At 62.4% G+C, this 13,144-nt stretch carries 10 protein-coding genes and 1 other RNA gene; 1 reads left to right on the forward strand and 10 read right to left on the reverse strand.

The features are described from left to right. Positions 1-11: 11 nt before the first annotated feature. The 7 genes from mraY to mraZ form a co-directional block, all read right to left on the reverse strand. Complete coding sequence (mraY, locus tag ACH6CX_RS14960) at positions 12-1,097, reverse strand: phospho-N-acetylmuramoyl-pentapeptide-transferase (RefSeq protein ID WP_232941302.1); 1,086 nt, start codon at positions 1,095-1,097, stop codon at positions 12-14. Then, positions 1,097-2,482 carry a UDP-N-acetylmuramoyl-tripeptide--D-alanyl-D-alanine ligase gene (gene murF / locus ACH6CX_RS14965; RefSeq protein WP_232941301.1) on the reverse strand — a complete coding sequence of 462 codons (1,386 nt, stop codon included), beginning with the start codon at positions 2,480-2,482 and terminating at the stop codon, positions 1,097-1,099. The genes mraY and murF overlap by 1 nt, the downstream gene beginning before the upstream one ends. Then, positions 2,479-4,005, reverse strand: a complete 1,527-nt coding sequence (locus ACH6CX_RS14970) for a UDP-N-acetylmuramoyl-L-alanyl-D-glutamate--2,6-diaminopimelate ligase (RefSeq protein ID WP_232941300.1) — start codon at positions 4,003-4,005, stop codon at positions 2,479-2,481. Before ACH6CX_RS14970 ends, murF begins: the two co-directional genes overlap by 4 nt. Then, positions 4,002-5,759 (reverse strand): penicillin-binding protein 2, encoded by a 1,758-nt coding sequence (locus ACH6CX_RS14975; protein ID WP_232941299.1) that lies wholly within the window; start codon positions 5,757-5,759, stop codon positions 4,002-4,004. Before ACH6CX_RS14975 ends, ACH6CX_RS14970 begins: the two co-directional genes overlap by 4 nt. Positions 5,760-5,861: 102 nt before the next feature. After that, positions 5,862-6,137 carry a cell division protein FtsL gene (gene ftsL / locus ACH6CX_RS14980; protein ID WP_232941298.1) on the reverse strand — a complete coding sequence of 92 codons (276 nt, stop codon included), beginning with the start codon at positions 6,135-6,137 and terminating at the stop codon, positions 5,862-5,864. Then, positions 6,137-7,060 carry a 16S rRNA (cytosine(1402)-N(4))-methyltransferase RsmH gene (rsmH, locus tag ACH6CX_RS14985; RefSeq protein WP_237063374.1) on the reverse strand — a complete coding sequence of 308 codons (924 nt, stop codon included), beginning with the start codon at positions 7,058-7,060 and terminating at the stop codon, positions 6,137-6,139. The genes ftsL and rsmH overlap by 1 nt, the downstream gene beginning before the upstream one ends. A gap of 20 nt (positions 7,061-7,080) precedes the next feature. Continuing rightward, a complete protein-coding gene (mraZ, locus tag ACH6CX_RS14990; protein WP_232941296.1) occupies positions 7,081-7,524 on the reverse strand; it encodes a division/cell wall cluster transcriptional repressor MraZ in 444 nt (147 codons plus the stop codon). 580 nt (positions 7,525-8,104) lie between these two features. Here mraZ and ACH6CX_RS14995 point away from each other — a divergent pair. Then, complete coding sequence (locus ACH6CX_RS14995; protein ID WP_396675744.1) at positions 8,105-8,872, forward strand: thioredoxin family protein; 768 nt, start codon at positions 8,105-8,107, stop codon at positions 8,870-8,872. 47 nt (positions 8,873-8,919) lie between these two features. Here ACH6CX_RS14995 and ACH6CX_RS15000 read toward each other — a convergent pair whose 3' ends face one another. From ACH6CX_RS15000 to rnpB, 3 genes are all read right to left on the reverse strand, one after another. Further along, a complete protein-coding gene (locus tag ACH6CX_RS15000; RefSeq protein ID WP_396675746.1) occupies positions 8,920-10,944 on the reverse strand; it encodes a CocE/NonD family hydrolase in 2,025 nt (674 codons plus the stop codon). Beyond that, positions 10,941-12,263, reverse strand: coding sequence for an acetyl-CoA carboxylase biotin carboxylase subunit family protein (locus ACH6CX_RS15005; RefSeq protein WP_396675748.1), 1,323 nt, complete (start codon positions 12,261-12,263; stop codon positions 10,941-10,943). The genes ACH6CX_RS15000 and ACH6CX_RS15005 overlap by 4 nt, the downstream gene beginning before the upstream one ends. 296 nt (positions 12,264-12,559) lie before the next feature. Continuing rightward, an RNA gene (gene rnpB / locus ACH6CX_RS15010) (RNase P RNA component class A) lies at positions 12,560-12,916 on the reverse strand. Positions 12,917-13,144 lie beyond the last annotated feature (228 nt).

Below are 13,144 nucleotides of genomic sequence, written 5' to 3' on the forward strand. Positions count from 1 at the left end.
ACTGTCCGTATTCAGCGCAGTTTCAAAGTCGCCAGGCCGGCGAGTACCAGCACCACCGTGATGATCCAGAAACGCACGATCACGCGCGGTTCGGGCCAGCCTTTCAGTTCAAAGTGGTGATGCAGAGGTGCCATGCGGAAAATGCGCTTGCCGGTGAGCTTGAACGAGGCCACCTGCAGGATTACCGATACCGTCTCCATCACAAACACGCCGCCCATGATGAACAGTACAATCTCATGCCGGGTGATCACCGCAATCACACCCAGTGCCGCACCCAGGGCCAGCGCACCCACATCGCCCATGAAAACCTGTGCCGGGTAAGTGTTGAACCACAGAAACCCGAGGCCTGCGCCACCCAGTGCGGCGCAGAACACCGCCAGTTCACCGGCACCACTGATCGAGGGAATATGCAGGTACTCGGCAAACTCCACATGGCCGCAGAGGTAGGCGATGACACCCAATGCGCCCCCCACCATCACCGTGGGCATGATCGCCAGTCCATCCAGGCCGTCGGTCAGGTTTACCGCATTACTGGTTCCCACAATCACGAAATAGGTCAGGGCGATAAAGAACACCGGCCCCAGGTCAAAAATCACGTCCTTGAAAAAGGGCACAAAAAACTGTGTCTCCGCAGGACTGGTAGCACTGAAATACAGGTAGATGGCGGCCCCCAGGCCGGCCACCGACTGCCAGAAGTATTTCCAGCGCGCGATCAGCCCGCGCGGGTTCTTTTCCACCACCTTCTTGTAGTCATCGACAAACCCGACAGCACCAAAGACAAAGGTCACCAGCAACACCACCCACACATAGCGGTTGCTGAGGTCGGACCAGAGCAGTGCGCCGGTAAAGATCGCGGCGAGGATCAGGGTTCCGCCCATGGTCGGGGTACCGGATTTGCTCAGGTGCGTCTGCGGGCCATCATCGCGCACAGCCTGGCCCACCTGCAGGCGGTTAAGCCAGGTAATCATGCGCGGCCCCACCAGCAGTGCCATACCCAGCGCAGTGAGCGCACCCAGGATTGCCCGCACGGTGAGGTAGTTGAACACCGCAAAGGCGCTCACGTGTTGCTGTAAAAGTTCTGCCAGCCAGAGCAGCATCAGTTATCCCCTTTCTCGTTCCCGGTCTGTGTCAGAGCCCGTACCACCTCTTCCATACGGGCACTGCGGGAACCCTTTACCAGCACCGTGGTGTCTTCGGTCAGATCCCTCTCCAGAGCCGCGACCAGACGCGCGCGCTCGGAAAAATTATGTGCGCTGCCGTCCCGGGCAGACGCGAATGCTTCTGTGGCTGCCGCACCCAGCGGGCCAAAGGTATAAAGTCCGTCGAGGCCGCGCTCCGCTGCCAGCTCCCCGACTTCACGGTGCATCGCCTCGGCATCGGCACCCAGCTCGGCCATATCACCCAGCACCAGGATCTTCCTGCCCGGCCGCTGGGCCAGCAGGTCGATCGCGGCCGCCACCGAGCCGGGGTTGGCGTTGTAGCTGTCGTCGATCACGGTCACGCCGGCGTGGCCGCGCAACATCTGCAGGCGTCCGGATACGCCACCGGCCTGCGCCAGTCCCGCCGCAATCTCTGCTGCAGGGATACCGGCGGCAAATGCACACCCAGCCGCCACCAGGGCGTTATGTACGTTGTGCTCGCCCATCAACTGCAGCTCAACCCGGTGTGCAACGCCCTCGATTACCAGGTCGAAGGACGGGCAGGCATCGGCGCCCACCTCGATATTGCCGGCAAAAATTGCGCAGTCCTTGCCCAGGCCAACGCTGAGGGTCTCCACGTCATCCGGCATATTGCGCAGCCAGTAATCGGCAAAGTCATCGTCGGCGTTAATCACCGCGGTGCTGCCCGGCTCGAGGCTGGTATAGATCTGGCCCTTGGCCGCGGCAATGCCGGCCACAGAGCCGAAACCCTCGACGTGCGCCGGCTTGACGTTGTTCACCGCCGTTACCTGCGGCAGGCCAATACTGCACAGGTAGCCGATATCGTCGGGACCATTGGCCCCCATCTCGAGAATCAGCACATCGTGCTCGGGTCCCAGCCCGAACAGGGTCATGGGCACCCCAAACTGGTTATTCAGGTTGCCCTGCGTCACGCAGGGCGTATGCCGCTGGCCAAAGATCGCCGCCAGCATCTGCTTGACTGTGGTCTTGCCGCAGGAGCCGGTAATTGCCACCACCGGGCCATGGAACTGTTCGCGGCACAGGCGACCGATATGGCCCAGCGCCACCGTGGTGTCCCCGACGATCCACTGCGGCAGGTTGCAACCCTCGATACGATGCTCGACGACCAGGCCCAGCACCTTGCCCTCCAGGTCGGCGACAAAATCATGTGCATCGAAGCTCTCGCCCACCAGCGCCACAAAAATCGCGTCGCTGTCGAGCTTGCGGGTATCGGTGCACACGCGATCGAATTCCACCGAGCCGTTGACCAGCTCGCCGCCGAAGCGCTGCTGCAGTTGTTGCAGGGTCAGCGGTGCGATCACGATGCCTCCCCGGCGCTACCGGCCATCCGCGCCTGCAGCGCATGCGCAGACTGCTCGCGGTCACAGAAATGTATCTTTTCGCTACCGATAATCTGGTAGTCCTCGTGCCCCTTGCCGGCAATCAGGACGATATCGCCGGGCGCCGCCGCACTGACCGCACGGCTGATGGCCGCGGCCCGGTCCACTTCCACCTCGATATTGCTCGCCGCTCCCTCGAGGATGTCGTCAATGATCTTCTGTGGATTCTCACTGCGCGGGTTGTCACTGGTGACAATGGCTCGGTCCGCCATCTCAGAGGCAATACGGCCCATGGGTGCGCGCTTGCCGGTATCGCGGTCACCGCCGCAACCAAACACACACCACAGTTTGCCGCGACAGTAGGGGCGCGCGGCTGCCAGCGCTGCACGCAGCGCTTCCGGGGTGTGGGCATAGTCCACCAGGACGCTGACATCGGCCTCGCCGGATACCACCCGCTCCATACGACCGGGTACCGGTTGGATGGTCGGGAACGCCGCAAGAATCTCTTCCAGTGGTACGCCCGCCGAGGCCACCGCGGCCACCACAGCCAGGGCGTTGTGGATATTGAAGTCGCCGATCAGCGGGGCCTTCAGTTCGCCACTGCCCCAGGGGGTGGTGAGCTGCACGGAAAAACCGCCCTCGTCGCGACGCAGGTCGGTGACATGCAGGTCGCCCTGCTGCAGGCCGTAGCTGACCACCCGCAGGTTGCGCAGCTTGCAGCGTTCGATCAACTGCGCACCGAACGGATCGTCGATATTGATCACACCGCGCTTGAGCTTGGGCAGGCCGAACAGCTTCTCTTTTGCCGCCCCGTACGCTGCCATATTGCCGTGGTAGTCCAGGTGATCGCGGGACAGGTTGGTAAAGATCGCGGTATCGAACACCAGCCCGTGCACCCGACCCTGGGCCAGGGCGTGTGATGAAACCTCCATTGCCGCGGCGCGCACGCCGTCATCGCGGAAGCCGGCGTAATCCGCCTGCAGGCGCACCGGGTCCGGCGTGGTCAGCCCGGTTTCCTCCAGCTGGATCTCACCATCCTGCCAGATGCCGTTGCCGATAGTGCCCATCACTGCGGCCTTGCCGAAGTGGCGCGCCAGCAACTGTGCGGTCAGGTAGGCGCAGGTGGACTTGCCGTTGGTACCGGTAACACCCACCAGGTACATGGACTCGGTCGGGTGTTCGTAGAATCGCGCAGCGATTTCGCCGACGCGTTTGCCCAGGCCCGGCACATAGGCCACCTCAACACCGTCACGGGTCTCGGTGCGCAGGGTGTCGCCATCGGCCAGTACGGCAGCGGCACCGTCGGCAATAGCACTGTCGATAAACTCGCGCCCGTCGGCCACGCTGCCCCGCAGCGCCATGAACAGGTCACCTTTCTTGACCGCACGGCTGTCCAGCGCCACACCACTGACCGCCACATCGGGAATGCCCGCATAGCCCGGTACCAGCTGCTGCAGTGAAACTTTCCTGCCTGTCTGCTTTTCTGTTTGCCTGCGCTGACTCACGATTTATTACCTCTCTCGCCCAACTGCACAGCGAGCTGCCGTTCAGCCGATTCAATCTCTTCCGGCGGCACCTGCAACAGGCGCATGGCGCCGGCCATCACTTTGCCGAATACCGGCGCGGCCACTTCACCGCCGTAATATTTGGCGTGGCTGGGATCATCGATCACCACCACTGCCGCCAGCCGCGGCTGGTCCGCGGGAATAAACCCTGCGAATACCGAGCGGTAGCGATTGTCGACATAGCCATCGCTGCCCACCTTGTGCACCGTGCCGGTCTTGCCGGCCACGCGATAGCCATCCACTGCCGCCCGCTTGCCGGTGCCCTCGGCGCCGATTACCGTCTCCAGCATGGCGGTCACTTCCCGGGCCAGCGGCTCTTCCACGACCCGCTCCGGGGTGCTCTCGCCGGCGCCAGACAGAACGAGCGAAACCGGGCGCTTGAGCCCGGCGTTGGCCAGCACACTGTATGCCTGTGCCAGCTGCACCGCGTTCACCGTCAGGCCATAGCCAAAGGCGAAGTTGGCCCGTTCGATCGGGTGCCATCGACTGCGACTGGGCAGTACGCCCGCCGCCTCCCCCGGGAAACCGCTACCGACCGCTTCGCCCAATCCCAGGCGGTAAAAGAGTTCGCGCAGGGAGTTTGGTTCCAGATCCATCGCGATTTTCGTGATCCCCACCTGGCTCGACTTGGTAATGACACGGGTGAGGTCAATCTCGCCGTAGTTGACCGGATCCACCAGGGTCTTGCCCGGCAGGCGGATATAGCCCGGACTGGTATCGATCTTTGTGTGCGGCTGGTAGCGACCACTCTCGAGTGCCGCCAGTGCCGTGATCGGCTTCACGGTGGAACCCGGCTCAAACTGGTCGATCAGGGCGCGGTTACGCATCGCTGCCGATTTGACCCCGGCGCGGTCGTTCGGGTTGAACGAGGGCTGGTTGGCCATCGCCAGCACGTCGCCGCTGCGGGTGTCGAGGATCGCCATAAACCCAGATGCCGCGCCATTTTCAGTGACCGCACGCTTCAATTCACGATAGGCCAGATACTGCAGCCGCATATCGATGCTCAGACGCAAATCGCGCCCGGGACGGGCCTCGCGCTGGGTGGCCAGGTCCCGGACCACGCGGCCCTTCAGGTCCTTGACCACCTGCTGGCGCCCCGGTTCGCCGGTCAGCCAGTCGTTATAGGCGAGCTCCAGGCCCTCCTGGCCCCGATCGTCGATATTGGTGAAGCCCACCAACTGGGCCACCACCTCACCGGCCGGGTAGAAACGGCGGTACTCCTTCTTGCTGTAGACACCGGCAACATCCAGCGCCAGCACGTCATTGGCTTCCTCCGGCGCCAGGTGGCGACGCAGGTACATGAACTCCTTATTGCGGTACTTTTCCAGTCGCTTCGCCAGCGACGCCGGCTTCGCCCCCAGGGAGCGGGCCAGCCGGCGCAGCTCTTCAGCACTGGCCTCACGCAGCACCTGTGGGTTCGCCCACAGGCTATGTACCGGCGTGCTCACTGCCAGCAGCTCGCCGTTGCGATCCAGGATGGCGCCACGGTAGGCGGCAATTTCCTCGGTACGGATGGTGCGCTGGCGCCCCTGGTCCTGCAGGAAGCGGTAACCGCGCTCGGCCTCCGGCACCACCTGCAGGCGCGCCAGGTGCAGCACCAGCGCCAGCGCCAGCAGGCACAGCAGTACCGCCACCAGCGCGAAGCGCCAGCGGGCAATACCCGGCTGCGGTTGCTGTTTCTTCACTGCGCCCATGAGGCTCCCTGTACGCGTCGTTTATTATCTGGCCGGGTTTCCCGCCCAGGCGGCCCAGCTCTTCGGCCGGCTGTCGTTCGCGCCGGTCCATTGGTATTCAAGCTATTCAACGGGGACGATAATCCGCTCGCCGGCTTCCGGCGCCCGCATCCCCAGTTTGTCGCGCGCCTCGCGTTCGATCCGGCTGTAGGCCGACCAGGCGCCCCGCTCCAGGAGCAGCCGCTCCTGTTCATAGCGCAGTTCATCCCGCTGCTTCTGTGCCTGCACCAGTTCGGCGGTCAATGCGCGGCTGCTCTGGGTGGTGTGAACCACACCAAGGGCGGAGACCAGAGTCGCCACCCAGAGAAAAGCCACGATCAACATGCGCCGGTTATTCATCAGAGTTTCTCCGCCACGCGCATCACCGCACTGCGGGAGCGCACGTTTTCACCGACCTCCTGCGCTTCAGCCTTGACCGCCTTGCCCACCGCGCGCAGCGTCTTCTCGATTTCGCTGTCCATTACCGGCAGCCCTCTGGGCAACTGCGGGCCGCGCTCCTTATCCCGGATAAAGCGCTTCACCATCCGGTCCTCGAGCGAATGGAAGCTGATCACCACCAGGCGACCGCCGGGAGCCAGCAATTCCATCGCGCTATCCAGCACCCGTTTCAGGTCTTCCAGTTCCCCATTGATATGGATGCGAATCGCCTGGAACACCCGTGTGGCGGGATGCTTGCCCTTCTCCCATGCCGGGTTGGCCGCCTTTACTACCTCGGCCAGGTCCAGTGTGCGCTCAAACGGCTTCTCTTCACGCCGGCGCGCAATGGCCGCAGCCATCCGGCGGGCAAACCTTTCCTCACCATATTCGCGAAAAACCCGCGCCATTTCGGCTTCGGATTCACTGTTAACCCAGTCGGCAGCACTAAGCCCCCGACTGGTATCCATACGCATATCCAGCGGGCCATCCTGGACAAAACTGAAGCCCCGCTCGGCCTGGTCCAGCTGCGGCGAGGACACACCAAGGTCCAGCAGGATGCCGGTGACCTGCCCCTCGCGCCCGGCAACAGCCTCCGCCATATCGGCAAACGAGCCGTGCCAGATTGCAAAGCGGTCATCGCCGGCAAAGCGCTCACGCGCGAACTCCACTGCCTGTGGGTCCTTGTCGATACCCAGCAGCTGGCCGCGCTCATCCAGTTTTTCCAGGATCGCGGCGCTGTGCCCACCGCGACCGAAAGTGCCGTCGATGTAAAAGCCGCCCGGATCGGTGACCAGGGCGTCCACGGCCTCGCGTAACAACACACTGCGATGCAATTCTTGCGACACCCGGGTCTTCTCCTATCGGTTTACAGGGAAAGCGAGGCCATTTCCTCCGGCATCTCCCCCTCTCCTTCGCTATCGTCGAGCCAGGACATCCAGCCCTCTTCACTCCAGAGCTCCAGTTTCTTGCCCTGGCCTACCAGCATCAGTTTCTTTTCCAGCCCGGCGTATTCGCGCAGGGTGGGCGGAATCAGCACACGGCCATTGCCGTCCACCTGCAGCTCGCAGGCGTAACCGATCAACAGCCGCTGCGCGCGACGCGCCACTTTATTGAAACTGGAAAGGGATTCGATTTTGGGCAGGATTTCCTGCCACTGCGGCTCCGGGTAAACCAGCAGGCAGCGCTCCTCAGTGTGCGCGGTCACCACCATGCGCCCACCACAATCCTCCAGCAGCGTGTCCCTGACCCGCGCCGGAATCGCCAGACGCCCCTTGGCGTCCATATTGATTGCGTGGCTGCCTAAATACACTTTGGTTCCAAGTGCGCGGTCGAACCACCCGCGAATGCCCCGTTATTGCCGTTTATTTCTGGTGAAAATTTGCGCGCTTTTCATTCATCTGGTGTAAATACCCACTCACAAACACGAATAAACCACCAAAACCCACAAATTTCCACTTTTCTCCACCTTCGACACTATAAATCTGGCTTGCCTAAAGTCAAGGAAATCGAAAGTAAAACCCCCCGAAATGCCAGTAATTTCGCGGCCTGCAGCCATACCGCTTAAAAACCGCACAGTTTTTGGCGGCACATTTGCCCGATGGAGCAAGTACTTACTTTTTGCACTTAAGAGAACACTTTAAGTTCTCGTGATTAATTTCTGCTCCACCTCTCAGCACAAGGTTAGCGAACACTTACCCTCTTAAGACGAAGGAGCGCCGGCTTTCCGGATTAGGGGCGGAGATTCGACAAAGAAAAGAGAGAGTAATGACATTACTGGCGAATTTGACAGGATGCCGCCTCGCGAATCAGGACGGGTATGGGAACAGGCATGCACCGCGGAACGTGAATGGGCAATAATGCCCGTCAACTGAATGCGGAGATCCCCACAGATGAAATCTTTTATGTTCGGACTGGCCCTGTTATTTGCCTGCCTGGAGGCAGTCGCGGACGAAAGCTCGGGGCGTGTTTATCAACCAGTTACCGACACCATGGCACAGGTGGACCGGGCCCTGGCCCGCGCCAACGAGGAGGGCAAAACCGCTCTGATCGTCATGGGCGCCAACTGGTGCCACGACAGCCGTGCCCTGGCCACCCACCTGCAGGAGCCGTCGATCGCGCCGGAGCTGGAGCAGGAATTTGTCATCCAGTATGTGGATGTCGGCTACCTGGAGCGCAACTTTGACGTGAACCGCCGCTTCGGCCTGCCGGTGATCTTCGGCACCCCCAGCGCCCTGCTGGTGGATCCTGCGACCGGCAAGTTACTGAACCGGGACAGCGTCCATATCTGGGGCAACGCCGCCAGTTTCAGCGCCGGGGAAACCCGGGACAGGCTCCGGCGGCAGGCAACGGCGCCAGATAATTCCATCGAAACAGGGGGTCACCTGGCCGCCCTGCTTGAGGACATCGACAGTTTCGAACAACGGCAAGCCGGGCGTATTTACGCCGGCTTCAAGGTCGTTGGCCCGATGCTCGCTGCCTACAAAGAGGGGGAAGAGGCCAGCGAGTTCGAGCACTACTGGAAGCAACTCTACGAAATGCGCACCCGGCTGCCCCGGGACCTGCAGCGGCTGCGCCGCGAGGCCCGGCAACGGGTTGCCGACGGCGAGACAGATATCCAGCTCGACTTCCCGGTATACGCTGCATTCGACTGGGAGTGACTGACGCCCGGGTATCCGCAGCGAGCTCATCGTGACAGATTGGCCCACTAAACCAGGTCGCGGGGAATCTCCACATCCCAGTTTTCGGAAAAGACCCGCTTCTGCCCCTCATAGGCATCCAGCTGAGCGTGGATATTGAAGTGCGAGGGCGTCGACTCCAGCACGGTCCGCGTCACCGTCCGGACTTCCCAATTGTTCCGCCGATATCCCCACTCCCACAGGGTCTCCCCCTGGGGTGAGGAGTAGTCGTAGCCCCGGTAGCTGTACCACTCCAGGGCCTTGCGCTGCATCTCCACCCCCACCGGCTCGATATAAATCACGCCGTCGTCATTGATCACCTCCAGGGTGGAAACATCGGTCTCCAGGTCACGAACCACCCGCCACTTGTGCTGCCCGGCCTGGACTGTCCTGGTGGCGAGTGGTCGCGCACCTTCCGGGGGCAGGAAGACGATCTCACTATCCTCCGTATCCCGGCGCGGGCGTTCGGGCAATACCAGGCGGCTGGTACCCGTGAAGATTGTCAGCCGCACCGGTACGGGTGCGGGCCAGGCCAGGGGAAAGTAGGAGGTGGATATCGACACTCGCAGGCGGTTGCCGTCAGGAAATACATGCCCGATATCATTGAGGATCACCTTGACCCGGTAGCGCTTGCCCGGCTCCAGCGGGGTGGGCTCCGCTGAGCCATCGCGATGGGTGAGGTTCAGCAAGCCGTAGGTCACCCGGGTCGCCTTGTCGTCAGGGGCAACATCCGACAGGCGCACCGCCACCATCGCCACCGGCCGGTCGGCGGCCAGCTCCAGTTCCACGACGGGCGACCCGAGGATCTCCAGAGGCCCGTCCAGCTGGGTGGAATCAAACACCAGCGCGCCCCCGTCCTCCTCGCGCTGGTCATGGGGAAGGTCCGGGGTGGCGGCGTAGGAACACCATTTTCCGGCGAACAGCCCGACTGACAGCGGCGACTGGATTGTCATCACCGCCTCGCCCACTTCCGATTCCTGCGGCTCCAGGGTACCGGGACTGGCCAGCGTCAGTATCCGCTCGCCAATATTTGGCGACGGCCATTGGGGCTCGCCCACCCAGCGACCGGGACGCTCCTGGTAAAAGGTGGTGGGAGGCTGGTGCTCCTGCATCCAGGCCCGGAGCATGGGCTCGCCCATGATCCCGGTCTCCTCCCCCTTCAGCCACTGGTCCCACCAGCGTTTGCACTCCTGCAGAAAACCGATCGCAGGGCCCGGCACCCCCTGGTGGGGATACTTGTGGCTCCAGGGCCCCACCAGCCCCAGGCGGGGCACCTGCAGGTTGGCCAGCAGGCGGAAAACCGCATTTGTATACCCGTCTGCCCAGCCGGATACCGCCATCACCGGGCACTGGATGGCACCCCAGTCCTCGCAGACGGAGCCATGCTGCCAGTAATCATCCCGGCGCTGGCGGCGCAGCCATTTCTCCAGCCACAGGCCACTGCCACGCAGGCGCTGGAACCACATCTCGCGCCAGCGCTCGCCCACCATTTCCGGGTCCGGCGGCAGGGAGTTGAAGGCGAACATGGTGGAAGCCCAGGAAAGGTTATCCCCCAGCAGGCAGCCGCCCATATGGTGGACGTCGTCGGCGTAGCGATCGTCGGTGGAGGCGACACTCACCACGGCTTTCAATTCAGGCGGGCGGAGCGCGGCGATCTGCAGGCCGTTAAAGCCGCCCCAGGAAATACCGATCATGCCAATATTGCCGTCGCACCAGTCCTGCTGCGCAATCCAGCGGATGATTTCCACCCCGTCGTCCAGCTCCCGCTGCAGGTACTCGTCCTCGAGCAAACCCTCCGAATCCCCACTACCGCGAATATCCACACGCACACAGGCGTAGCCATTGCCGGCGAACCACGGGTGCATGATGTCATCGCGGGCCCGGGTGTTATCCCGCCGGCGGTAGGGAATAAACTCCAGGATGGCCGGTACCGGGGCAGATTCGGCATCCTCCGGCATCCAGATCCTCGCCGCCAGGTGAATACCGTCACTGATCGGTATCCAGGCGAGCTCGATTTCCCGAATGGGCCGCGGCAGGGGATCGATGATTTTCACGGTTGCGCTCCCTTTTCGGCAGCCTGCGGTCCCGGCGGCGGACTGAACTCCAGTGGCAGCTTTTCCAGCAGTGCGCGATAGCGCGCCTCGAGCTCTTCGTGATTGCTGCCGCCCATAAAAATCACGGCAACCTCGTAGCTGTACACTTCATGCCCCCGGAGTTCCGAGAGCCGGTCGCCCAGCTCCACATCCACCTGGATGCGCGAGCCGGGGAACTCAGACTCCAGCGCCGCCAGCTCGGCATCAGTGGGTACCCGGGTGACAATGCCATCCTCGAAGCGCCGCAGCATAAACTTGGTGGCCGCGGGGTGCTCCCCCTCCCGGCGGAAAAAGTCCGGTTTCCGACCGAGGGCCACGTCCACCGCGACCTCGTGGTGAGAGGCGCCCACCACATCGGTAAACAGGGGGCAGTGTGACTTGGAGATGCGGGTGTTTACCTCCAGTAACCAGATGCGGTCACTGTCCTGATCCCAGAAGTACTCCACGTTAAAAGGCGTATCATCCAGGCCCAGTACGGGGATCACCCGCCCGGTAATATCCACCATCCGCTCGATGACGGGCTCCGGCAGGTCCGAGGGAAATTCATAGCGTGTGAGAGAAGAGCGCAGCGGCCCCTCGCGGATGGAATCCACGGTACCGTAAACCACCACCTCCCCGCCCTGGATATAGCCCTCCAGCGTGCACTGCCAGCCGTCGATGGGCTTTTCCAGTATGCAGTAGTGGGCGTCGATTTCCCGCGGGATATCCGCCGGGATCTCCGTGAGTCCCATCAGGTGTGCAAATGGCTCGCCGAAGCGGCGGATGCCCTGCCGTAGCCCTTCCAGCGCATGGTGCAGCTCGCGGGAATCCGCCACCCGGTAGACCAGCTGGGAGGAGAAGCCGATCACCGGTTTGATCCAGAATGGATAATCCAGTTCGACGTGATCTTCCGCATCGGGGGCGAACGGATCCAGGCTCTGGAAGGCGGGAATATGTTCCGGGATTACCTGTTGCTGGCGCAACCGGCTCCAGTACTTGTGATCCGCGATCAGCGTGGCGGCGAGCCCCGGCCCGGGCAGGCCATATTCCTGGCGGAACACCGCCAGCAATGCCGTGGTGGGAAAGTCCCAGTGACCGATAATGGCATCGACAGGAACGCCGGCCCCGGCCAGCTCCCGCCGTCCCTCCTCAATCATTTTCTCGATCGGGTAACTCTCGGGGTTGACCACCATGTCATACGGCAACAACCCGTGGAAGGTGTAGTTCCCAGCATCGCGAATGGTCTGCAACTGTCCCAGGTGGAAGTCATCCAGGCCGATAACAAAGACATGGGTGGTCATGCCTGCCCCGCACAGTTTGGTTATGGGTGCCGCAACGGCCCCTGAACTATGGAGACTAGCCGTTTTGTGCGGGGGCGATGCCCAATAGCGGCGCCGGAATGTTCCGGTTGGGGCTGGCAAGAGTGGGCAGCAGGGGTGAACAGGAAATCCGCCGCCTGCGCACGGTCGCACGCAGCTGCCACTAAAGACGGAACCGGGGAAGCGATGGAAACAAAAGGAATCACCGGCTGGCACGCCAGCCTGTTGACTCAACCATCCCGCCACCGACAGCACGGCGCGGGATGGAGGAAGGTAATTTGTCGAGCTGGCCTGTAAGCCGGGTTCTGTCGAGGACAATCATTCATCTGGGATGCCTGTCACCAGACACCTCAAGCGACCTACCCGCCCTCGGTGCGGGTCACACCTGTAGAGGGCCTATTTGGTCTTGCTCCGGACGGGGTTTACCATGCCACGGACTGTTACCAGCCGCGCGGTGCGCTCTTACCGCACCCTTTCACCCTTACCTGTGCCTGCGAACAGGCCATCGGCGGTCTACTCTCTGCTGCACTTTCCGTAGGCTCGCGCCCCCCAGGCGTTACCTGGCGTCCCACCCTATGGAGCCCGGACTTTCCTCCATCCCCCCGAAGGGGAACAGCGATTGCCGGGCCAGCTCGCGGCGAAGATTAATCTGGCGCAGGTGGCATTGCAAGGCTGCTGTGCGGGCAACCGCTGTGACCATTGGCCCTGCCCTTCCCCAGTTCGGTTCCCGAAGACATTGGCACTGTGGCAACAGGCGTTCATCGCGGTTTTACGGCTGTGCGCCTCACCAGAGAGCGATCAAACTTTACACAACAGAGTGGCTTTCAATATCCTAAGCGACTGGTTTATCGCGGCACCGGGCG

Source organism: Microbulbifer sp. JSM ZJ756, assembly GCF_044383805.1.
Classification (GTDB): domain Bacteria; phylum Pseudomonadota; class Gammaproteobacteria; order Pseudomonadales; family Cellvibrionaceae; genus Microbulbifer; species Microbulbifer zhoushanensis.